At 41.0% G+C, this 22,763-nt stretch carries 26 protein-coding genes, 2 tRNA genes and 1 pseudogene; 13 read left to right on the top strand and 16 right to left on the bottom strand.

Features of this window, described 5'->3' with window-relative positions:
* Positions 1-45: 45 nt before the first annotated feature.
* Complete coding sequence (locus E4N66_RS01800; protein WP_253728738.1) at positions 46-981, bottom strand: DUF1444 domain-containing protein; 936 nt, start codon at positions 979-981, stop codon at positions 46-48.
* A gap of 142 nt (positions 982-1,123) precedes the next feature.
* Positions 1,124-1,519 (bottom strand): nuclear transport factor 2 family protein, encoded by a 396-nt coding sequence (locus E4N66_RS01795; protein ID WP_253728737.1) that lies wholly within the window; start codon positions 1,517-1,519, stop codon positions 1,124-1,126.
* 131 nt (positions 1,520-1,650) lie between these two features.
* On the opposite strand from E4N66_RS01795, the gene E4N66_RS01790 reads away from it, so the two are divergent.
* From E4N66_RS01790 to E4N66_RS13060, 3 genes and pseudogenes are all read left to right on the top strand, one after another.
* On the top strand, positions 1,651-1,992 hold the full coding sequence (locus E4N66_RS01790; protein ID WP_253728736.1) for a winged helix-turn-helix transcriptional regulator: 342 nt from the start codon (positions 1,651-1,653) through the stop codon (positions 1,990-1,992).
* Between the two features lie 81 nt (positions 1,993-2,073).
* Positions 2,074-2,955: pseudogene (locus E4N66_RS13065) on the top strand (ketopantoate reductase family protein); the annotation flags it as partial.
* Between the two features lie 15 nt (positions 2,956-2,970).
* Positions 2,971-3,669, top strand: coding sequence for an SGNH/GDSL hydrolase family protein (locus E4N66_RS13060; protein WP_371922455.1), 699 nt, complete (start codon positions 2,971-2,973; stop codon positions 3,667-3,669).
* A 32-nt stretch (positions 3,670-3,701) separates the two neighbouring features.
* Here the strand turns inward: E4N66_RS13060 and rpiB are convergent, their stop codons facing one another.
* The 13 genes from rpiB to secA all read right to left on the bottom strand — a co-directional run bounded on the left by rpiB (position 3,702) and on the right by secA (position 14,792).
* Positions 3,702-4,154, bottom strand: coding sequence for a ribose 5-phosphate isomerase B (gene rpiB, locus E4N66_RS01780; protein WP_253728734.1), 453 nt, complete (start codon positions 4,152-4,154; stop codon positions 3,702-3,704).
* A gap of 130 nt (positions 4,155-4,284) precedes the next feature.
* Entirely contained in the window at positions 4,285-4,416 is a 132-nt protein-coding gene (locus tag E4N66_RS12980; protein WP_256478211.1) for a hypothetical protein, read from the bottom strand.
* A gap of 154 nt (positions 4,417-4,570) precedes the next feature.
* A complete protein-coding gene (locus tag E4N66_RS01775) occupies positions 4,571-4,891 on the bottom strand; it encodes a type II toxin-antitoxin system RelE/ParE family toxin (RefSeq protein ID WP_253728733.1) in 321 nt (106 codons plus the stop codon).
* Positions 4,891-5,136 carry a type II toxin-antitoxin system prevent-host-death family antitoxin gene (locus E4N66_RS01770; protein WP_253728732.1) on the bottom strand — a complete coding sequence of 82 codons (246 nt, stop codon included), beginning with the start codon at positions 5,134-5,136 and terminating at the stop codon, positions 4,891-4,893. The genes E4N66_RS01775 and E4N66_RS01770 overlap by 1 nt, the downstream gene beginning before the upstream one ends.
* A gap of 668 nt (positions 5,137-5,804) precedes the next feature.
* Positions 5,805-6,509 carry a hypothetical protein gene (locus E4N66_RS01765; protein WP_253728731.1) on the bottom strand — a complete coding sequence of 235 codons (705 nt, stop codon included), beginning with the start codon at positions 6,507-6,509 and terminating at the stop codon, positions 5,805-5,807.
* Positions 6,510-6,695: 186 nt separating this feature from the next.
* Positions 6,696-6,920 (bottom strand): hypothetical protein, encoded by a 225-nt coding sequence (locus tag E4N66_RS01760; protein ID WP_371922443.1) that lies wholly within the window; start codon positions 6,918-6,920, stop codon positions 6,696-6,698.
* Positions 6,910-7,365: a hypothetical protein gene (locus tag E4N66_RS01755; RefSeq protein ID WP_253728729.1), complete on the bottom strand. Its 456-nt coding sequence runs from the start codon at positions 7,363-7,365 to the stop codon at positions 6,910-6,912. The genes E4N66_RS01760 and E4N66_RS01755 overlap by 11 nt, the downstream gene beginning before the upstream one ends.
* A 429-nt stretch (positions 7,366-7,794) precedes the next feature.
* Positions 7,795-8,205, bottom strand: coding sequence for a putative toxin-antitoxin system toxin component, PIN family (locus E4N66_RS01750; RefSeq protein ID WP_253728728.1), 411 nt, complete (start codon positions 8,203-8,205; stop codon positions 7,795-7,797).
* The gene (locus E4N66_RS01745) at positions 8,202-8,450 is read right to left on the bottom strand and encodes an AbrB/MazE/SpoVT family DNA-binding domain-containing protein (protein WP_253673130.1); all 249 of its coding nucleotides are present in this window, start codon (positions 8,448-8,450) and stop codon (positions 8,202-8,204) included. The genes E4N66_RS01750 and E4N66_RS01745 overlap by 4 nt, the downstream gene beginning before the upstream one ends.
* 517 nt (positions 8,451-8,967) lie before the next feature.
* Positions 8,968-9,816, bottom strand: a complete 849-nt coding sequence (locus E4N66_RS01740) for a cytochrome c oxidase assembly factor Coa1 family protein (protein ID WP_253728727.1) — start codon at positions 9,814-9,816, stop codon at positions 8,968-8,970.
* A gap of 94 nt (positions 9,817-9,910) precedes the next feature.
* Positions 9,911-10,744, bottom strand: coding sequence for a hypothetical protein (locus tag E4N66_RS01735; RefSeq protein WP_253728726.1), 834 nt, complete (start codon positions 10,742-10,744; stop codon positions 9,911-9,913).
* Between the two features lie 62 nt (positions 10,745-10,806).
* Positions 10,807-11,604 carry a hypothetical protein gene (locus E4N66_RS01730; protein ID WP_253728725.1) on the bottom strand — a complete coding sequence of 266 codons (798 nt, stop codon included), beginning with the start codon at positions 11,602-11,604 and terminating at the stop codon, positions 10,807-10,809.
* Between the two features lie 443 nt (positions 11,605-12,047).
* Positions 12,048-14,792, bottom strand: a complete 2,745-nt coding sequence (secA, locus tag E4N66_RS01725) for a preprotein translocase subunit SecA (RefSeq protein ID WP_371922454.1) — start codon at positions 14,790-14,792, stop codon at positions 12,048-12,050.
* Between the two features lie 220 nt (positions 14,793-15,012).
* Here secA and E4N66_RS01720 point away from each other — a divergent pair.
* The 10 genes from E4N66_RS01720 to E4N66_RS01675 all read left to right on the top strand — a co-directional run bounded on the left by E4N66_RS01720 (position 15,013) and on the right by E4N66_RS01675 (position 21,716).
* A tRNA-Arg gene (locus tag E4N66_RS01720) sits at positions 15,013-15,086 on the top strand.
* A gap of 20 nt (positions 15,087-15,106) precedes the next feature.
* Complete coding sequence (locus tag E4N66_RS01715) at positions 15,107-15,355, top strand: hypothetical protein (protein ID WP_044014910.1); 249 nt, start codon at positions 15,107-15,109, stop codon at positions 15,353-15,355.
* A gap of 88 nt (positions 15,356-15,443) precedes the next feature.
* A complete protein-coding gene (gene rplM, locus E4N66_RS01710) occupies positions 15,444-15,872 on the top strand; it encodes a 50S ribosomal protein L13 (RefSeq protein WP_044014908.1) in 429 nt (142 codons plus the stop codon).
* Positions 15,873-15,889: 17 nt separating this feature from the next.
* Positions 15,890-16,279, top strand: coding sequence for a 30S ribosomal protein S9 (gene rpsI, locus E4N66_RS01705; protein ID WP_044017141.1), 390 nt, complete (start codon positions 15,890-15,892; stop codon positions 16,277-16,279).
* Positions 16,233-16,895 carry a regulatory protein RecX gene (locus E4N66_RS01700; RefSeq protein ID WP_253728723.1) on the top strand — a complete coding sequence of 221 codons (663 nt, stop codon included), beginning with the start codon at positions 16,233-16,235 and terminating at the stop codon, positions 16,893-16,895. Before rpsI ends, E4N66_RS01700 begins: the two co-directional genes overlap by 47 nt.
* 16 nt (positions 16,896-16,911) lie before the next feature.
* Positions 16,912-17,670, top strand: a complete 759-nt coding sequence (locus tag E4N66_RS01695; protein ID WP_253728722.1) for a TPM domain-containing protein — start codon at positions 16,912-16,914, stop codon at positions 17,668-17,670.
* Between the two features lie 76 nt (positions 17,671-17,746).
* Positions 17,747-17,820 (top strand) — tRNA-Val (locus tag E4N66_RS01690).
* A 391-nt stretch (positions 17,821-18,211) separates the two neighbouring features.
* Complete coding sequence (locus tag E4N66_RS01685; protein ID WP_253673146.1) at positions 18,212-19,558, top strand: YgeY family selenium metabolism-linked hydrolase; 1,347 nt, start codon at positions 18,212-18,214, stop codon at positions 19,556-19,558.
* Between the two features lie 50 nt (positions 19,559-19,608).
* On the top strand, positions 19,609-20,808 hold the full coding sequence (gene ygeW / locus E4N66_RS01680) for a knotted carbamoyltransferase YgeW (RefSeq protein ID WP_044014890.1): 1,200 nt from the start codon (positions 19,609-19,611) through the stop codon (positions 20,806-20,808).
* A gap of 110 nt (positions 20,809-20,918) precedes the next feature.
* Positions 20,919-21,716, top strand: a complete 798-nt coding sequence (locus E4N66_RS01675) for a metal ABC transporter permease (protein ID WP_044014888.1) — start codon at positions 20,919-20,921, stop codon at positions 21,714-21,716.
* Positions 21,717-21,872: 156 nt separating this feature from the next.
* Here the strand turns inward: E4N66_RS01675 and era are convergent, their stop codons facing one another.
* Positions 21,873-22,760, bottom strand: a complete 888-nt coding sequence (gene era, locus E4N66_RS01670; protein ID WP_253674835.1) for a GTPase Era — start codon at positions 22,758-22,760, stop codon at positions 21,873-21,875.
* Between the last annotated feature and the right edge of the window lie 3 nt (positions 22,761-22,763).

Genomic DNA, 22,763 nt, shown 5'->3' with positions numbered 1-22,763 from the left:
ATAGGCTTGTCCCGTTGTCGGCTTTGAAAACGGTGTTATGTGGTTTTATTTCAATTTTTGCACTAATTTATCAGGAAGTTTTATCATTCCTTTTGAAACATTATGGATAACTTTGTAGAATTGTTTACCATCAAACCAATATATTGTATCTGTAATGCTTCCCGGACATTGTTGATACATATAATTTACTAATCCAATCAGTTGTACAATATCATTATTCAAAGTTTCTTTATTTATATTTTTTAGAATTATTCCATATCTGTTTGGAATAGCTACAAAGGCACCATATTCGGAAAGAGCCTTATATTTTTTATTTAAATCATAAATAGAAGAAGTAATAAAAATATTTGTATTGGAAAGCATTATAGAAACCGAAAAAGTATCTGATATTTTATATACTTCAAATTTTTCAGTATTATTTTTAAGTGTATTTTCTTTTGCAATTTTTAAGATTTCTTTTTCACTGATTGACCATTTTTCTACATATTCATTTGACAAGGCTTTTACTGCACTGGGAAAATCTATAACAACAACACCGATATAGTCATCCATCGAGCAATCTGTTATTGAAGATTTTGAAATCTGTTTTTTATAATCAATCGGATATAGGCGAATTTTCAGATATTCTTTACCCGTTTCTATTTTTTCTAATTTAGGAAGAATTTCTTTTTCTTCTGCTCTTCCGTTTTTGACTTGAGAAAAATGGTCTTTAATGATACTTTCCCATTGTGATTTATCATTTTGTACACAGATATTATATAAATTTGTCAATCCGACTTCTGTATCAACATCAAAATAATCATTCTTTTCTTTGATAATAAAATACTGTTCATTGAAGTGTTCTTCATAATTTTGTATATGGATTTCTTTTAATTCTTTTTTTACAATATTTAAAAAAATAGTATAATCTTTAGTAGATTGAGCAGCTATTGAAAACAAAACAAATGAATACATTATCACTACCAATAATCTTTTTTTCATCCTTTCTCCCTTCGCCCCAGTGGGGACATCCATCTAACATCCGCTTAACCCGCAAACGGGCTTGCCCCATTTGTCGGCGTTAAAGCGGGTGTTAGATGTCTTTTATTTATTTTCCTATGATAATCTATAACACATAAAAGTTCTATCCTTTGTCCCAAAATTTATCTTCTGCCGATTGTTGTTCGGCAAAAGTCCATACTTCTTGTATCTTGCCATTTTCTATTTTGAATAGATCAATACCCAGATCATTGAGCTTATCAGCTCCTCTCTCCGCTACGGAAACAACACTTGCAGCAACAAAACACTCGTTACTTGCAGCCCAATTGGTAATAACTTTAAATGTGCCGCCGCTCCTTTTTTCGAATTCTCCTAGACGCTCACCCAACTCCTGTTTCCCTATAATCGTACCTGAAAGCGAACTTTCGCCTCCCATGTGCCATACAACAGTATCGGACATTGTTGCAAAAGCTCCCGCAAAATCGCCCTTTTCCAGTGCATCTCGATAAGCATCAAAGACCTTCATTACTTCATGTTTCATAACATTCCTCCAGTAAATATTTAGAAGTTTCTCACTTCTCTAAGTATCATTATAGTCTTTAGTCTTGATTTTGTAAGTACGAACATTTATAATACATAGTATCAAATATAATACTTTAGAGGGTTTTTATAATGTTGATGTATGATAAGTGTCCCTTCGCTACTACTCAAAGAGTATTGCAAGGAAAATGGGCGATTATAATTTTGTATCATCTGAGTACGGGCACAAAAAGGTTTAATCAACTCGAAAGATTAATGCCTACAACAACTCGAACTGTTTTAACAAGACAGCTCCGTCAGCTTGAAAAAGATAAACTAATCGACCGCAAAGTCTTTGCCGAAGTCCCGCCTCATGTTGAATACTCTTTGAGTAAATTGGGAACTCAGTTTCGAAAAGTGTTAGACGAGATTGAGCTCTTTGGTTTAAATTATATCGCCGAATTAAATAAAATGCAAAAAGGAAAAAGCAGTTGAGTTTCCATCAATATTTTACTTTTTTATACTGAAATCTATTTGTGGAATAATTTTCAATTCAGAGGAGACCGCAACCGACAAATGAGACTTTTAATTTACGGTGCAGGCGTAATCGGCGGTTTGTATGCCAACGCGTTCGCCGAAGCAGGCTGTGACACGACAGTGTACGCAAGAGGAAAAAAACTCGAAACATTGAAAACGCGCGGCTTGCTGTATGAAAAAAACGGCAAACAGTATAAAGCAAAGGTTAAAGTTATCGGTGCATTGCAAAACGATGATATCTATGATTTTATCTTTTTAACGGTAAAAGAAAATCAAGTGCATACGGCGCTCGAAGAACTCCGGCCGAATGGCAGCCCGAATATCGTTACGATGGTCAATACGCTTGAACCTTATGCCGATTGGGAGAGTCTGTGTGGCAAAGGGCGCATTATCCCTGCGTTCCCGGGGGCGGGCGGCAGCTATGAAGACGGCGTGCTGAAAGCGGACTTTACACCGCCTCTTATTCAGGCTACGACATTTGCCGAAATCGGCGGGAAGATGTCGGAGCGGTTGAAAAAACTCGCAGCCGTTTTTAAGACGGCGGGCGTGCCGTACCGAATCGTAAAAGACATGCACGTCTGGCAACTGTGTCACTTGGCGCTGGTTGTCCCGATTGCCGATGCGTATTATAAAGCCGAAAATCCGGAAGCGGTTTGGAAAGAAGCGGGCATTATGAATGATACGGCACGGCAAATAAAAAACAATTTTCAAAAATTGTACCGTTCGGGAGTAAAACTTTCGCCGCCGAAAATGCACCTTTTGAGACTGCTGCCGGCTCCGGTCCTGCAAGCCATTTTTACTCAAGTTTTTAAAAGCCGCTTCGGAAATTTATTTATGTACCGGCACTCGATGAAAGCGCCCGACGAAATGCGATCTCTGCACACACAGTTGTATCAATACCTTGCCGGAATCCCGACGAACAATAATCAGCGTGGGATGAGACTCATCTGTATCGGCGACAGCTTAACATTCGGTAATGTCGGCTATTCGTATATTCATTTTTTAAACAAAAAAATTCATGCCGTAAACAAAGGAAAAAACGGCGACACGCTTAGAGGCGCTTACGGCCGGCTCAAAAAAATAATCGATAAGCCCCGACACGGGGGCGATACATTCATCCTCGGAATCGGTACAAACGATATTCTGCTGCCGTATTTAAAACCCCTTTCTTTATTTTGGTTTTTGACAATGAATCTGCGCTGCAAAATAAAACGGTGCATAGAAAACGACGATATCTTTGAACGCGAATACGACAGACTTTTGCACTTATGCTCCGAAAAAAATAAACGCGTAATCGTTTTCGGAATGCCGTTTATTAACTTAAAAAATTTTCTGCACGAAAAGACGGTACAAAGAAACGCCATTATCAAACGATTGGTGCAAAAATATAATTATTCTTTCATCGATATATACGAACTGCAAAAAGAAATGCTTCCACCCGACAAGCGCACCTATACGTGGAAACACGGTTTTGCGTTCAGGCTTATAGATGCCGTCATAATGACGCTGTTGCCGTTTTGTAAAGACATGTTCGCAAAAGCACGAGGTTTGAACACAAGCGTAGACGGCGTTCATTTTAATTCGGCATCGGCAAAGATTCTGGCTGCGGAAATAGAAAAAGCCGCATTGCGATAGAGCCCGCAAAAGCCGCCGATTCGCCGCCGCGTTTATTTGCCGTATTTTCTTTCTATCGCGGAAAGAGTGTCGACCCGTTCCGTGTAGACGCCGCCTTCAAAGCGGGCATCAAGGAAGGCATCGACAATCATTTTTGCTTCTTCGGGCCCGACGATACATACGCCCATGGCGATTGCGTTTATGTCGCTGTGTTCAACGGCGAGCTTTGCCGTACACGGTTCGCTGCACGCCGCAGCCCTCACTCCGGGCACTTTGTTTGCGGCGAGAGAAATGCCGACACCCGATCCGCACACCATAATACCCTTTTCAACTTCGTGCGATTTAATCGCTTCTGCAACCTTTAAGCCGAATTCGGCATAGTTTACCGAAACCTTTGAATCCGCCGCACCATAATCGACGCATTCATATCCTTTATTGCGAACGTGCTCCATTAAAATATGTTTTAATGCAACTCCCGAATGATCGCTTCCAAATCCGATTTTCATATATACCCCTTGTTGTATAAAAAATTATTAAAACTTCATATCGAAGTACGATACTATAATAACACATTGATAATTAAAAAAACAGGTCGCCGCTCCGGAATGTTCGGCAATCGGTTTTACGGAATTCGAATTATTGAGAGGAAAGTTTCTTTACGTTTAATGTTGCAATAAGCGACTGTAATTTAATTTTGCAGCCGTTCGCAGTAAACGCGGTAAACCGCAGCGCTTTCATTACATAATTCATCTCTTCCTTATTTGACATCTTTACCGCGTGTTTTAAATTAATTGGCACGAATATTGCAAAGTAAAATTTGTTTATGATTATACTTGCGTGCTTGGTGGTCTGTACACCTAACATTGTTTTAAACTGCAACGCAGCTTGTCTGCGTTGTCAGCGTTGAAGCGGATGTTAGACGCTATTTGGTCTTATCACCGAACAAAACACGAACAAAATCTCTTTTTGAATACAAAATCCTTACAATTCTTATAACTTCGTCTTCAATTCTATAAAATATTGAATAATTATTTGCAAGCACAAACTTATAATCGGTAGGAAATGAAACATATTTTTCCACAGGAATCCCTCCATTTGGAGAGAACGTCAAATTTTCATAACTTTCTATAATTTTTGAAATGGTATTATGTGCTGCTATGGGATTTTGAAGTTCATTCTCGATATAATTTTTAATTTCAAGTAAGTCTGCTGCCGCTTGCGGAGCAATTTTTATCTCAAACATTAAAGTCCTGCCATTTTTCTGACCTGTGTTGTGTCCAGCCACCCGTTTTGCAAAGCAGATTCTTCACCTTTCTGCAATTCAGAAAAAAGAGTTTTCGTAGCCGTCAATTTTTCGTAATCTCTTATAGAAATCACCGCATAACATCCCCTGCCATTTCTAGTAAGAAAAACCGGCGATTCATCAGCAACATCCTGCAAAACTTCATTATAATTACGCAAATCGGAAACAGGTTTTATAGTAATCATACATACCTCTAATATTCGTAATATTTTACGAAATAATTATCTTAAAATACTTATAAACTGTCAAGTGGATTAAACATTCATATCAGGAATTTCGTATTATAAGCTTTTGCAGATAAAATGCAGTGACCCCATTGCTATACGTAACAAAAAAACAAAGCTTTTAATCGTAAAATGGCTTTATATCTTCAAGCGTAGAGCTGTTTCGATGATTTAGAACATAAATTTCATAGGTTTTTATTTATAATGTGGAATCCCTGACTCTCATATATTTTACTAATTGTGAATAAAAGGCTCTCCATGACCGTCCGAAGGACTTATATTTCGTTAATTTCCTTAATAAGTTTTAAGATTCTTAGATAAAAGTTTGTTTTTCTTACTTAATTAGTCAGTATGATAAAACATCGCTCTACTCAAAGAGCCTAAGCTATTAATTTGGGTTTTAAGCTTTAATTTACAAAAATATACACCATTTTTCAAAGTTACAGTTTATCGTGCCGTAAGGCATCGGTCTAACATCCGCTTAACCTGCATTTGTGCCTTTGCTGTCGCGTGTAGCGACAGCAAAGCTGGCGCGAAAGTTGCATAAAAAGGGAATTGCGCTAGCAATTACCGCCCAAGCAACTTTCGTGACAAAACAAATGTCAGGTTGAAGCGGGTGTTAGGCATTATTATTTATATCCACTGAGTTCCATTATCTGGGATAAATATTTCCAATAATTTTCTGCACTCTTTTTATACTTTTTAATATTTCTCTCATCTAATTTATATTTAAAATTTTCATTAAAGAATAAATAGTTGAAAAAATGATATACAAGTTTTTCTTCTTCTTTTAGTTTCGAATATTCTATTTTTTCTAATAGTGATTTATCTTCTAAAAAAATATATTCCTGAATTCCAGGATCTAAATCCATACAATAATAATAAAATCTTTCATCAAATGTTGTAGGATCATTTTTCGTATTTCCCCAAACTAACCATGGCCATATATCAAGTAAAAACTTATTAATTGGTTGCTCATATTTTCCATAATTGAAAGAACCCTGATTCCAATCATTAGTAACTAAATCACCATTTTTATTGAAAACTGCTTCTTCACCAGTTTCTTTTGTATAAACTACATTGTCATTTTCATTTCTCATTTTATGAATATTATTTTCATAAGCAAATTTTAAAATATAATTTATTATAGATATATTTTCTTTTGGAATTTCTTTTGTAATATCTATATTTAATTCTTTTAATCCGTCTTCCAGATATTTTTTTAAATCAATTGTATTTTTTGAATCTTTGAATACAGAAATAATATTTTTTTCTGCAAAGATATTTGAAATCAACAGTAACATTAATGTAATTAAAATAAAATTTTTTTTCATTTTATCTCCTGTGCCGAAAGCGTCATCCTAACGGGGCGGCGGATAGGCTGCAAGAAGGGAGAAAGCCTTTAGGCTTTTGAGCTTCGCAGTCAGCTTAATTCGCGTATTGAACGGCGCTAGCAATTACCGCCCAAGCAACTTTCGTGACACAACAAATGTCAGCGTTAAAGCGGGTGTTAGACGATTTTACTTTCCCATAGTTTGAGCATAGATTTTCGCATTATTAACAAAAGTTTTTAAATCTATCTTGTCAAAATAATCGCGCTGCCATTTTGTATAATCAAAACGTTCTCTTCTTACAGCAGCAATAAAGTATTCTGCATCAACGATACCCAAAGATTCCACCAAACATTCCATACCACGAGAAAGAAGCTCTATTGTCGCCGGTGGTTCAATCATTTTAGTCATCACTTTCATTACCTCCATTTAACAAATCTATGAATTCTATCGGATTAAGTAATCTTACAGTATCACTCTTATATTTTAACATACGTTTATCAGTACTCAAAAGATAGTCGCATTTCATCATTTCAGCACAAACTATATGGCAAGAATCCTTCATTTTTACACCTGCTGCCATCACTATTTTTGCCTTTGTAATGACTTCTTCCGATTTTTCACTACCTATATAATCAGAAACATTGGTATCCAGAAAATTCTTTACAGCAATTTTTCTATCACTATATGGGTTGCAAAAATTTTCATAATCCAAAATAAACGAAGAAGCAAGCTCTAGACATTTTTCCTTTATAAGTAATTGAATAAGCAACTTTGCCTGTGTTTCAAGTGAAATCGATAGATAATTTTGGTCATCATATGGTCGATTATAACAACAGTTATCAAGATAAATCTTCATACTCAGAATTATATCATATTTTGAATATTTTTGCACTGTGGTAAAATTAAAAGCCACGGAACTTAATTTTTGAAAAATAATATTGCAATCTAACCATTTCTATGATGTTTTTAGAAAAAACAAAGCACTTTTTTAGTATTTTTCTGCTGATTTCGGCCTCAAAACCTATGAAACGGCAAAAACTGATTTCCGTGATTAGAAGCCTGGCTCGCTAGAACAGATTTCGTTTTTTAAACCTTGAATCCGACACTCAAGGGTGCGCTTAACAGGTAAGTGTTTTATATATAAATAGATTGTCCGAAGGACTTTTATTCGTTGATTTTCTCAAACAAGATTAAATTCTCCTTTTATCTTGTGCGCCGAAAGCATCCATCTAACATCTGCTTAACCTGCATTGCCGCAAAGGCACTGTCAGCGTTGAAGCGGGTGTTAGATTATTTCTTCAATCAAGTCAAAGTATTTTGTCGGTGTAAAAATTAATGGTTTATCAATTTTTACATCTTCAAAATCCTTGTCTCCAGTAATCAAAATATCCGAATCAGATAAAATTGCAGATGCAAGAACCGGTAAATCTTTTATGTCACGAATTTTCGGATATTGCTTTCCATCAATTTTATTCGGACCATTAAATTCCTCAAAACTAATTCCATCAAAAAAAATATCCAACAGTTCTCTTTTTAATGGAAATTTTCTTTTAAAAACTTCTTCGCATTCTTCCTTGGTGTATGAAGAAATTATCACTGTATGTTTTTCAAGTAAATAGGAAAAAACTCGAGCAGTTTTACCACTAGGGAAAAGTATCGCAGAAATAATGATATTTGTATCTACGAAAACTCTCAACGTACTTTCCTTAATTCTTTAATATAAGCAATAATATCATCTTCTGTTTGAAAGCCTACTTTTCCTGCTTCTCCTTGCATTTGATCTTGAGCATTTGACAAAGTTATTTGAGAGGCGTTTGTAATATAAATTTTTCCTCTACTTTCTTCAAAATAGACTTTATCCCCAGTTTTTAATCCAAGCAAATTTCTTATTGTAAGAGGAATGGTAATCTGACCTTTTGAGGTTACTTTTGCAAGTTCCATAAAACAGCTCCTTACTTTCCTTACTTATACTATATACAAACTAAGAACTTGCTGTCAATAACTTTTATTAAATATTCTATCTAATTTTTATCGCATTAACTCTTGTACTTTACCAGGATTCACCGCCATAACGATCTATAATTGTCTGTACATTTCTTGCCGCCTCTGAAGAATCTTTCCCCATCCTACTCAAATTAGGCGTAACTGAATCTGAGGCGTAACCTCCACTTGCAGGCAAGCCACTACTTATTTTGTTTATCTCTTCTCTGGCTTTCCATGCAGTATCAAGATTTTTAAATCTAAAATGTAATTCATTACTCCTATAAATTTATTTTAGATCGAAGTAAATGTACAGACTGTTATTCTCCATGCCTCCATAAAAAAGTAGCTTTGATTTCTTACTTGTGTTTTCAAACAACTACTTTTTTGAGCCTGCCTTCAGGCAGGTCAATCTAACATTCGCTTAACCTGCAACAAGGCTTGTCCTTGTTGTCGGCTTTGAAAACGGTGTTAAGCGTTATTCTTTATTTAAAAGTAAATCTATTGAATCCGCTTTTCCTTTGTCTTTATAAAAAATTACTTTGTTATATTTCCAAATTCCATTTTCCTTTTCAGCATCGATATACACTCTTGAAATACCATTTTTCCCTTTTATTTTGTACGAAAGAGATGCTTTTCCCGTTCCATTTCCATTCATACTCATAGAACCGCTAATTATAATTGGAAGTTTATATTCTTCCCCAAGATATTCCATAGCATCCTGATTATTTTCAATAAGTTCTACTGAATACTTATATGGCTCAGAGTTTTTAAATAATGAAAAAATAGAGGTGCATACAATTATAGCACCTATAGCACCGATAAAACCAATTCCAAATATTACAACATATTTTATAATTTTTTTCTTTTTAGTTTCATCTGTAATTTCGATATTTGTTTTTACTTCAATTTCTTTATCTTTACCAAAAGTTTTTCTATATAGAAAAATATTTCCGTAAACAAAACCTAATGGGCATGTAGAATATGCAAAAGGAAACATATCGTTTTTATTTTTTAGTAAACAAATAATTGTATCATTTATTATTCCAAAAATAATACCAATTGTGCTTACTATTATAAAGAAGTAACAAAAAAACTTAAAAATAGATTTTGGACAAAACGGGTTTATTTTCTGGAGACCTAATACGATAAAAACCATTGCCCATGCTATAAAGAAAAAAACAATACTTATTCCAAAACCTAATAAAGTTTCTGAAACTTTTATATCTTTACAGATGCAAATAATACAATTTAGTATGCAAACCCCAAGAATTATACCTAGAATAATTTTTATTCTTTTTTCATAAAAATCAATTATTTTTTCCATTTTTTTTCCTTTCTTGCACGCCAATGCGTGTCCGTCTAACATTCGCTTAACCTGCATTTGCGGCTTGTCCGCAATGTCAGCGTTGAAGCGGGTGTTAGATGTCTTCATTATTGTTTATTGCAATACTATCAATTTTCAATCTCTTGATTCTACTCCTTTTTATCCAAAATATTAATGCTCCAATTGGAATTGAAAATGATACAAACCATGGAGAATATGGACTAGCTGCTGTTGCAGAGGCTGATAGTAATTGAACAGTCAATAATTGAAAACTTAACTGCCCCGTAGTCCAATTTATACCTATTGAGGTTAATCCTAATAGCGTAAAAATAGCCCATAACACTTTTTTCTTTTCAATTGGAGTACGAATGCAAACAATAAAAGTATATAGTGAAAAGATGAGAAAAAAAATAGTAAACAGTAAAATTATGTAATGTTTAATACTTTTATTGCGAAGCGTGAATTGATTGATTTCCTTTTGTGATCGTTCTGTTAAATAAACATGAAATCCAGTAACTGAAAGCGTATCATTGCTTTTATTAACTACAATATTTGCTACAGCCCATTTCGAATTTTCAAATTCATATTCAAAAGTGAATGAACCATTCCAATCATTGTTAATTTTATGAACATGTGATCCAATTATTTCTATATTTATTAATTTCTCAGAAGGAAAATATCTTGCTATTTCTTCAAGCTTTTCTTTGGTTACCTGTGATGCTATGCTTTTATTTAATGTTTTTGAAACACTAATAAAATCATTACTCCTAACAGCCTCTAAAACATTTTTTCCATACTCAGACTCTTCTTTAGGTATATACCTGTCTGCAATTTGTTTATAATTGCATGAAGTAAATAGCATAGTAATTAATCCCAAAATAGTAAAAACCAAGTTTCTCATTTTAAGCCCTTTTTGTGCCGTAGGCATCCATCTAACATTCGCTTAACCTGCATTTGCGGCTTGTCCGCAATGTCAGGTTGAAGTGGGTGTTAGGCATTTATTTTACTCATAACTTCTTTTGTATATTTTCCAGATTCATATGCAATCCAATAGTAAGGAAGTATTCCATGATGTGCATAATCATTAGTTATTTTCAAAATTTTACTTAAATTTTGGCATTCTAAATTTGATATTCTCCCTTCTATTTCCAGTCTTTTTAACCCTGGCTTAATATCGATTTTGTTACTAGTATTATGGTCCCTTCCAAATAGTAATTCTTTAATTCTAATATCCATATATTGCCGAATCAAAAAAAGACTGATAGGAATACTTTCAAAGAAATCATTTTTATTCTTATCAAGAAGAAGATTTAATGCAGTATCAATTATTTGTCGACTATGTATAGTTTTAGTCCTTTGAACTCTTGATCTTAATATTTGATTTTTAAAAATAATCGTTTCGTTTTTGGTAATATAGGATCTAATGTCGAATATAATATAATCCAATAATTCAAGTTTATTTTCAATAGATTTTATAATAATCTCATCTAATGCTCCGTTAAATTCATTCATGAAGTTTTCGGTATCAGAAATCTGCTTATAAATTAATTCACATATGTTAATGCCTGCAGAAAAGTTATTGGCAACTGTAGTTATATCTATTGTATCGTTTAATAAATCAGAAATATTATAATTTTCGTTATAAGAAATATACATTTCATTGTTATCAAATAAATATTGCTTAATTTCATCTATTACCTTTTTAATGTTTGTCTTGCAATTTTTATTGTATTTCGTATTAATGTTGAACATATTTTTCTTTTGCGCCGATAGGCGTCGGTCTAACACCTTTTCGACCCTTCCTCATAATATCATACGAACACCCCATTTGCAATCTAAACTATCGCGGATTAAACCAATGACATCTTTCTACTATAAATACCCACCGGAACAACTCATCAACAGGCAGATTAGGCCTATCCTCACTAAACAAGCTAAAGCAAAATCCCATCCTGTCTATAGGGCACTGACGCCAAGACCGCGGACTGCCTCCTATAGGGCGCTGCACATCTCTGTACAGTACCTGATAACAAGGTTGAGAAACCATCAAACTTGTTACTGAATAGAATCGCATGTATTTATGAATAATTTATGAACACAAAGAGCAAAAAGGCGGCTTTGCAGGTGTGCCGGAAAAGCTGCCTCAAAATAATCAGGAGAGGGATAAAATTGGAACCGGAACACCCCAAAGAGTGTCCCGGTCATATCATACAGATTCGGCGTTATGCTGCTTACCTTCCGCAGCAGTGCTTGTATTTTTTGCCGGAGCCGCAGGGGCAGGGATCGTTTCTGCCGACTTTAGGCGCGGTGCGTACTACTTGGACGTTTTCCGGCTTGCTGCTTGACCCCATCGGGGAGCTGCTCTGCCGGAAAGAAGCCATGGAGCTGTGGTGCGCGGAGCCTTGCGGGATGCGGCGGTTGGGAGTACGCGAAGCAGGTTCTTCGGTGCTAATCCGTACCAATACCAGTAAGGAGGCAATGGAGAAGCGGATTTCATCGAGCATCGCATAGAAGATGTCGAAACCTTCAAGCTTGTATTCCGTAAGCGGATTTTTTTGACCGTAAGAGCGGAGGTAGACAGCTTCGCGCAGGGCTTCCAGATTTTCCAAGTGATCGAGCCATTTACGGTCTATCGCCTGTAAATACTGGTAGCGGATAAACATATTAAGATTTTCATTGCCGGCAAGCGCAATCTTTTCTTCGATATTTGCTTTGAGCGCGGCGTAGATTTTCTGCTGCAAGGCGCTGGTGTCGGCAGCATGGGCTAGCTTCGTGTCCTCATCGCTGAAAATGTAGCCGAATTTTGCCTTGAGATTTGCTTGTAGCTCCTTGAGTTCTTCCGGTTTTTCCTTGCGGGAACCGTGCTTGAACTGCTCGAATGCATCATCGAGGTATTCTTCTACCGTGGCATAAATGCGCTCAACAAGATTTTCATCCTGCAAAATTTTATCGCGCTGTTCATAGATAAAGCCGCGCTGTTCGTTCAGCACGTCGTCATATTCAAGGAGATGCTTACGGATATCGAAGTTGCGCTCTTCAACCTTGGTTTGCGCCTTTTCGATACTCTTGTTGAGCCACGGATGTTCGATCGGCTCGCCGGGTTCCATACCGACCTTTGTCATCACCCGCTTGAGATTTTCACCGCCGAACAGACGCATCAAATCATCATCGAGGGAAAGGAAGAATTTTGAACGCCCCGGATCGCCCTGCCGTCCCGAACGGCCGCGCAGCTGATTGTCGATACGGCGGCTTTCGTGCCGTTCGGTACCGATAACATACAATCCGCCGAGCGATTTAACTTCCTTGTAGTCTTCTTGCCACTTCTTGTATTCTTCTTCGTATATTTTTTGATACACTTCCGGCTCGGCTTCGGTTCCTACCCGTCTGCGCGCCCTAAATTCGGGGCTGCCGCCGAGCTTGATGTCGGTACCGCGTCCTGCCATGTTGGTTGCAATCGTAACCGAACCTTTTGCACCCGCTTCCGCGATGATGAGCGCTTCCCGTGCGTGGTTCTTGGCGTTCAATACCTCGTGCCGAACCCCTTTCCGGGTGAGCAGCGCCGAAAGCTTTTCGGACTTTTCGATAGACACCGTACCGACCAGTACCGGCTGTCCGCGTTTATGCGCTTCGGCAATTTCGTTACAGAGCGCTTCCCATTTTTCCGCTTCGTTCAGGTAGACCACATCGTGTTCGTCCTTGCGGATTACCGGCAGGTTGGTCGGAATAACCACAACATCGAGCGAGTAAATCTTGTTGAATTCAACCGCTTCGGTGTCTGCCGTACCGGTCATACCGGACAGCTTGTCGTACATACGGAAGAAGTTCTGAAAAGTGATAGTCGCCATCGTGCGGTTGCGCTGAGCAATACGGATATGCTCTTTCGCTTCAATAGCCTGATGCAAGCCGTCCGAATAGCGGCGTCCTTCAAGAATACGCCCGGTGAACTCATCGACAATCTGCACCTGCCCTTCTTTTACAACATAATCAACATCAATGTGATAGAGGATGTGGGCGCGTACCGCCTGCGTAAAGTAGTGGATATATTCAAAATTTTCTTCTTCAAAGAGACTGCCGTTGATCAAGCCCTGTTTTTGCAGGATATCCTGAATGTGCAGCATACCGGAATCGGTAAAGGACACGCGACGGCTCTTTTCGTCGAGCGTGTAGTCGCCGATAATCTCTTCCCCTTCCAGCTCGTTGGGGTATTCACCGGTTTCGGGATTTTTCTTAACCTCTTCAAGCTGATCGACGAGCTTATCGACATCAAAATACCGCCTAGTGTCGTCCTCAGCGGAACCGGAGATGATGAGCGGTGTGCGCGCCTCGTCGATGAGGATGGAGTCTATTTCGTCCACAACCGCGAATGAAAAGCCGCGCTGCACTTTTTCTTCTATTGTAAGCTGCATATTGTCGCGCAGATAGTCAAAGCCGAATTCGTTGTTGGTACCGTAGGTAATGTCCGCATTGTAGGCAGCTTTCCGCGCGGCGTTGTCCATGTTGGAAAGGATTGCGCCGACACTGACTCCGAGATATGCGTAGACGGGACGCATCCAATCGGCGTCGCGCTCTGCGAGGTAGTCGTTGACGGTTACAATGTGTACACCCTTCCCGGAAAGGCTGTTGAGGTATGAAGCGGCGATACTCATCAAGGTTTTACCTTCACCGGTCTTCATTTCGACGATGCGTCCCGAATGGAGTACCAGCGAACCTAAGAGCTGCACATCGTACATACGCTCGTGCAAAATACGCCGAGCCGCCTCCCGTGCAAGCGCAAAGGCTTCGGGGATAAAGGCATCGAGGGATTCGCCTTTTGCAAACCGCTCCTTAAACTCGGCGGTCTTTTTCGTAAAATCTTCGGGAGCAAGAGCGAGCGCCCATGCTTCTTTTTCATTTATTTGATGAAGAACGGGCAGCAATGCTTTAATATCCCGTTCGTGCTGTGAACCGAAAACGGCTTTAATTATTTTATCTGCAATCATTGTATCAATGTACAGCGATTCGCCTGAAATGTCAATTTTCGGAGAAAAGGCCGATAAAGCATCTCTAAAAAAACGCTTAGATTTTGAGAGGTTCCTTATACTTTAAAAAGGAACAACACGAGGGCTTGTAAAAGGCCGTTTTTTTTTTTATACTCACTAAGATACAGGCTGTTTAAGAAGCATAGCTGATATGCCGATATAGGCAGCATAATCTTTTGATCCGTTAGCTCAGGTGGATAGAGCGGTTGCCTCCTAAGCAACAGGTCGCACGTTCGAATCGTGTACGGGTCATTCTTTAATAGGAGGTTGGTATGATTGCGCTTATTATTGGGGCAGCCATGATTCTCTTTACGGTTTTTGCAGCGCTTCCGCCGGAGACTGCCGGTTTCGGACTCGGTTGGGGAAAAGATATTCTACTCTTTTTGCGCGGCGGCTTACCGATTTTCACAGCCTTTGTCGGATTAATTGCTGTGTTCATCGGTATTGCGGACATTAAAGACAAACAGGATGCGAGAAAAGAAGAAGCGGCGATGAAAGTAGGAGAAAATAAAAACGAATAAAGTTCTGCGGGTTGACTGCATAGCCTCTTTTTTGATATAGTGTTTTACCCACATTATCTGCAATAAAAATATATAAGGTACACAAAAGATGAAGACAATTTTTTATAAAGAGCGTGAAATACCGCGGAGCTGGTATGTTATCGACGCTGCAGGAAAGCCGCTTGGGCGGGTTGCTGCAAAAGTTGCTGCAATGGCTCGAGGAAAGCACAAGGCTCTCTATGCACCCCATCAGGAATCGGGCGATTATATTATCGTTATTAACGCCGATAAGGTTGCCGTTACGGGGAATAAAGACAAGGATAAGATGTATCACCATCACACAGGTTTTCCCGGAGGACTTAAGTCCGTCAATTTTAATACCCTTATCGGGAAAAAGCCGACCGAACCGCTGTATATCGCGGTAAAAGGTATGCTGCCCAAAGGCCCGCTCGGGCGTAAACTGCTTAAAAATGTGAAAATTTATGCAGGTAGCGAACATCCGCATGCGGCACAAAATCCTGTTGCGGTAGCGTTATAATTTTAGGAGAAATGGTTGTGAAAAATATCGGAATAGGAACAGGACGAAGAAAGACCTCGGTAGCACGGGTTTATATCCGCGAAGGGAAAGGTTCGGTAACCGTCAACAATAAGAATATGGACGACTACTTTGCCACTCCCGAGCAGGTTCAAATGGCAAAACGGCCTTTGTTTGTTACCGGCAGCGATACCCGCTATGATATCATCATTACCGTATATGGCGGCGGTTTAAACGGACAGGCAGGTGCTTGTTCACACGGTATTGCCCGTGCGCTTGCACAGGTAGATGCCTCTAACCACAGCTCACTTAAAGCGAATGGCTTATTAACTCGCGATTCCAGAATGGTTGAACGCAAAAAGTATGGCCAACGCGGTGCTCGCCGACGCTTCCAGTTCAGCAAGCGTTAATCCTACCCTTATTGCGGTGGAGCATACATCCTCGGAAACGATCAAACTGGTACTCTCCGGGGATGTTTCTATCGTAAGCCGGTTTTGCTACTTTGATGAACCGCTTGCGATAGAGGAGCTTCCACTCACCCTTACAGAATCCCAAACAGAATATCTCTATCAAGCAGGCCGGCGTTTCTTAGCTGAAAAACAAGCTGCTGCCTATCTTAACCGTGCCGAACATTCTTCTTATCAACTAACAGTCAAATTGCAAAAAAAAGGCTATATAAAAAACGAATATCAGCCTGCGTTGGATTATTTACGTGCTGAAGGTACGCTTGACGATTCCCGCTTTGCCGGTGCATATTTACATACGAGGAGCCTTTCAAAAAAAGAAGGGCATGCGCGTCTCTTTTCGGAACTACGTAAACGTGGAGTTGCCGCAGACACGGCAAAGCAAGCGCTCAATGATTTTTTTACAGAGATTGACGAAGCAGAAGTGTGCGAAGGAGCAGCACGCAGCCTTATCCGTAAGGGCTATACCGAACAAAAACTCTACAGCGCCCTTCAACGAAAAGGCTTCCCGTTCTCTATGATCAAACGATGTCTTACACGCCTTTCCTCCGCCGCATCATAAAACTAAAGGGGAAGCTATGAAATTTTCAAAACATCCTTTCCGGTTTATCATTATTGCCTATCTTTGTGTGCAAAGAGCCTTTCTGTTTGCGCTTGACGTTCCGCCCCTGAACGGCCCGGTCAACGATTATGCACATATATTCACAGCAAGCGAAACGCAGGAATTAAATGCGTATTTATATAGTATTGACCGCCAAAGCGATTTACAGATAGCGGTATTGACCATTCCTTCGTTGGAAGGCGAAAGTCTTGAAGATTATTCCATCCGCGTTGCGGAAAAATGGCAGATCGGACAAAAAGGCAAGGACAGCGGCGTTATCTTAGTAATTGCCGCTCAAGACCGCAAGCTGCGTATCGAAGTGGGATATGGCCTCGAAGATCGCATCACCGATGCACAAAGCAGCAGGATTATCCGTTCAATCATCGCACCTCACTTTAAACAGCAGGAGTACGGAAAAGGTGTTCTTTTAGGGGTAAAAAACCTTGCAGGGCTTGCGCTTCAAGATGAAAGCCTCATCAGCGAGGCTGTAAAAGAAGCCGACCGCCAAGATGACGATTCTATTCCGCTGCCGCTCGTCATTTTCCTGATTATTATCTTTCTGCTCGGCTCCCGTTTTATGCCCGGCGGTTTATTCTGGCCGTTGCTATTCCTTTCGTCAGGACGGAGAGGCGGTTATTCAGGACGCGGCGGAGGGTTCGGCAGTGGGGGCCTTGGCGGCGGTTTCAGCGGAGGCGGTGGACGCTTTGGCGGCGGCGGTTCTTCCGGCTCGTGGTAATATTTCCGATGTCGCACGTTATCACACCGGGGGTTGACATTTTCATCCGGTTTATATATAGTCTTCTCTGTTATTAGGGCGCTTAGCTCAGCTGGTACGAGCGTTTGGTTTACACCCAAAATGTCGGCGGTTCGATCCCGTCAGCGCCCATAGTTCCCTTCCTTGCTGTATATAGCCTTAAACAAAAAATACCGAAATTCATACTTTTATTCCATCAATTCCCTTTATGTGTTTGCCTGTTTCATACAAAATACAGCATTCCATTTAATTCCGCTCTCTCCCACTCTCTTTTGCTCATTCAATGTTCATCGTTCCTCCATCAGATTGTCCAAAATCACCTAACAGTTGACTTTTTTACAAAGCTAAAAAAGAATTAGTATAGCTAAAAATTTTTTAGAAGATTATGCTTGACAGAAGAATTTTTCACTTCTATAATTAAATTAGCCTAAGGTTCCTTCTATAAATACATTGTTACGGGAGCCGGGTTTCATATCAATATCGTATCAAGCAGTACGCTTGAAAAAACGATAGAGGAGGAAGCATGAGTTTGGATTTTAACAAGATTAAAACTGCTGCAGAAGGATACAAGGCCGACATGACCGCCTTCCTTCGTGAAATCATCCGCCTTCCCAGCGAAAGCAGCCAAGAGGGTGAAAAAGCAAAACGCATCCAAAAGAAAATGGATGAGCTCGGATTCAACAAAACATGGATTGATCCGCTCGGCAACGTAATGGGATGGATGGGCACCGGCCCGCACATTGTTTGTTTTGACGGCCATATCGATACGGTTGGTATCGGTAACCGCAGCAACTGGAAGTTTGACCCCTATGAAGGATTTGAAGATGACATATTCATCGGCGGCCGCGGGGTTTCCGACCAAACCGGCGGCGTTGTTTCTGCTATGTATGCCTGTAAGATGATGAAGGACTTAGGTCTTCTCAACGATAAATACACCGCTATGGTAGTCGGCTCCGTACAGGAAGAAGACTGCGACGGTATGTGCTGGGAGTATATCCTGAAAAAAGACGTCAAAGTTCCCGGTTACGAAAAACTCTGCAAGCCCGACTTTGTTGTTTCTACCGAACCGACTGACGGCGGTATCTACCGCGGACACCGCGGACGTATGGAAATCCGTATCGATGTTAAAGGTATTTCCTGCCACGGCTCCGCACCGGAACGCGGCGATAACGCAATCTACAAGATGTCCGATATTCTGCAAGAAGTACGCAAGTTGAATGAAAACGACGCCGCTGACGGCACTGAAATTAAAGGGCTCGTCAAAATGCTGGATAAAAAATACAACAAGGAATGGGAAGAAGCAAACTTCCTTGGACGCGGAACCGTTACCGTTTCCGAAATTTTCTATACCAGCCCGAGCCGCTGTGCCGTTGCGGACTCCTGTTCCGTTTCGCTCGACCGCCGTATGACGGCCGGAGAAACATGGGAATCATGCTTGGAAGAAATCCGCCAGCTCCCCGCCGTCAAAAAATACGGAAAAGATGTAACGGTCTCGATGTACAACTACGACCGGCCGTCATGGACGGGAGAACAATACCCGATCGAATGCTTCTTCCCCACGTGGGTATTGCCGAAAGAGCACGTCGTTGCACGTTCGATGATCGAATCGTATAACAATTTATACGGCGATAAGCGTATCGGCCCGAAAGATCAGATTGCTATGCGCGAAGCACGCCCGCTCGTTGACAAGTGGACATTCTCTACAAACGGCGTTTCCATCATGGGACGGAATAAAGTTCCCTGTATCGGTTTCGGCCCGGGCGCGGAAGCACAGGCTCATGCCCCGAACGAAATTACATGGAAACAGGACTTGGTAACCTGCGCTGCCGTATATGCCGCATTGCCGTCCATATACGTTGAGAAGTTATAAAAAGAGCCTCCGGAACTTCGAGTTTTAGAGATGCCTAGATAGGAGTAATTATGGCCTTGATTATGGATCCGTACATTACAAAGCTCAATAGCTTGAGCTTTAAGAAGATGTACAACAATGACTTTTTCCTTACATGGGAAAAGACCTTCGATGAAATTCTTGCAACATGGACGGTAGCGGATGCGCTGCGCACCTTGCGGGAATCAAACATTTCTACAAAGATTTTTGAAAGCGGTCTCGGCATTTCGCTGTTCCGCGACAACTCAACCCGCACACGGTTCAGCTTTGCATCAGCCTGTAACCTTCTCGGTTTGGAAGTACAGGATTTGGACGAAGGCAAGTCTCAAATTGCCCACGGAGAAACCGTCCGCGAAACCGCTAATATGGTTTCGTTCATGGCAGACGTTATCGGTATCCGCGACGATATGTACATCGGCAAGGGTAATACCTACATGCACACCTTTATGGATGCGGTTGCCGAAGGTAATAAGGACGGCGTGCTCGAACAGCGCCCGACCCTCGTTAACTTGCAGTGCGATATCGACCATCCCACCCAGATTATGGCGGATACCCTCCATATCATCCACGAGTTCGGCGGATTGGAAAACCTCAAGGGTAAAAAAATTGCGATGACATGGGCATATTCACCCTCTTACGGTAAGCCGCTTTCCGTTCCGCAGGGCGCAATCGGTCTGTTCTCCCGCTTGGGCATGGACGTTGTACTTGCACATCCGGAAGGATATGAAGTAATGCCTGAGGTTGAAGAAGTCGCGAGAAAACAGGCAAAGGCATCGGGCGGTTCCTTTACCAAGACCAACAGCATGAAGGAAGCCTTTAAGGATGCAGACATCGTGTATCCCAAGAGCTGGGCGCCCTTTACCGCAATGGAAAAACGGACGAACCTCTACGGTGCAGGCGACTTTGACGGTATCAAAGCGCTCGAAAAAGAGCTGCTCGCTCAGAACGGCCACCACAAGGATTGGGAATGTACCGAAGATATGATGAAGCTGACCAAAGACGGTAAAGCACTCTATCTGCACTGCTTACCGGCAGATATTACCGGCGTCAGCTGCAAAGAAGGTGAAGTTGCCGGTTCGGTATTCGACCGCTACCGCGTGCCGCTCTACAAGCAGGCAAGCTTTAAGCCGTACATCATCGCTGCAATGATCTTCCTTGCAAAAGTACGCTATCCGCAACTTACGCTGGAAGAACTGGAAAAGCGGGGAACACTCCGCCATACCGGACTGTAGCAGTTAAAAATTAACCGTTAAGGAGCTGAGAATACGCAGCTTCGGTTGTGTATCCGACTCCTTAATCCCCCTGATAGCCCTTATCCATAAAATCTGATAGTATAACCGCTATGTTGAAATATGCTTTTATGCAGAACGCCTTTATTGTGTCGTTCTTTATCGGCATTCTCTGCCCGTTAATCGGTATTTTCCTTGTTTTACGGCGGTACTCACTTATCGGAGACACCCTTGCACATGCTTCTCTAACGGGAATTACGCTCGGACTGGTTACCGGTGTCAATCCCATCATCGGAGCCTTTACCTTTACCTCTGCGGCAGGTGCACTCATCGAAGCGCTGCGAAACTATTTTAAAGAATACAGCGATCTCATCCTTTCCATCGTCCTTTCGCTCAGTGTCGGTATTGCCATAACTTTGATGAGTTCGGGGTTGATACGCACCAATGCCGAAGCCTATTTGTTCGGAAGTATCTTAACGGTTTCAACCTCCGATGTTATCACCGTGATTGTATTGAGCTTTTTTGCCGTTGCCGTATTGGCTGTGCTGTATCATAAGCTGCTGTATATAACGCTCGATGAAGACATCGCGTATGTCATCGGCATCCGTGTAAAGACAATCAATTATATTTTTTCGATTTTAGTAGCGGCAACAATTGCCGTTTCCATCAAGATAGTGGGCATTCTCGTACTCAGCTCGATGATTGCCCTGCCGGTTGCAGCAGCGCTCCAGCTACACGTAGGCTTTAAGCGGACGGTGTTTTTTTCAATCTGTTTCGGTATCGCGGACATTATGCTCGGTCTTGTCTGTTCGTACTATTTAAACGTCGCCCCCGGCGGTTTTACCGCGCTTATTTCGGTTTTTATGCTGTTGCTGGTGCTGATACTAAAAAAGCTGCGAAGTCCTTTTTGAAAATATACGGTGCATCTACTTCGTTGCTGCGCACAAATTAATTCTCAACGTATCAAAGATACGCCTGCGATTAATTTGTGCTCGCGCCTCGTATCTGCATCGTCTATTTTCAAAAAGCTTACGGAAAGAGCACCTAATGCGTTTGTCATGCTTTCCCTAGTCGAGAAAGACAGACTGCAGCACCCTGTCTTTTTGGCGCCAATTTTTATCAACGCGCACCTGTAAATCAAGCTGTACTCGGTACGGGAAAATTTTGCGTAATTCTTTTTGGGATTCTACCCTGATTGCTTTAATCATCGCTGCGCCTTTACCGATAACCATAGCCTTTTGGCTTTCCCGCTCTACGCACAGAAAAGCACGAACAAAAAGCTCCTTGCCGTTCTTTTTCATCTCCATATCCTGAATATCAACATACAATGCATGGGGAATTTCTTCGTAGAGGCGGCTGATTGCCTGCCCGCGGATAATTTCGGCAATGCGGAAATCCACCGGCTGGTCGGTGTAAAAGTCTTCTGGATACAAAAGTTCGCCTTCCGGCAGAAGGGAAAACAGTGCGGCAAGCACGGGCTCTAGTCCCGTTTTTTCCTGCGCGGACAACTCGAAAATCCGCTCTTGCGGCAGATCGGGTAAAGCCTGCATCACACTCAAGCGGGTTTGCCCCGGACGCGCTGCAGGACTGTCGGTTTTATTAATACCGGCAATCAAGCGATCTTGTTTATTTTTCAGCAATGCGCAGATAGCCAATTCTTCTTCGCCGAACGGACGCGCTGCATCGATAAGATACAGCACGGCATCAGCTTCCTGTAGACGGTTTTCCGCAATGAGCTGCATCCGGCGGTTTATTTTTTTTTCACTGATATGGTAACCGGGCGTATCAAGGAAAATAATCTGCCCCTGCTCCGCCGTAAGGATACCGCGGACGGAGCTGCGCGTGGTCTGCGGCAGTGCGGAAACAATCGATACCGTTTCGCCGCAAACACTATTTAGAAATGTTGACTTTCCGGCGGAGGGGCGTCCGATAATACAGACGACCCCGCTCCGCATTTT

The organism is Treponema sp. OMZ 857 (assembly GCF_024181085.1).
Classification (GTDB): Bacteria; Spirochaetota; Spirochaetia; order Treponematales; family Treponemataceae; genus Treponema.
This window is presented reverse-complemented; position numbering and strand designations above follow the sequence as displayed.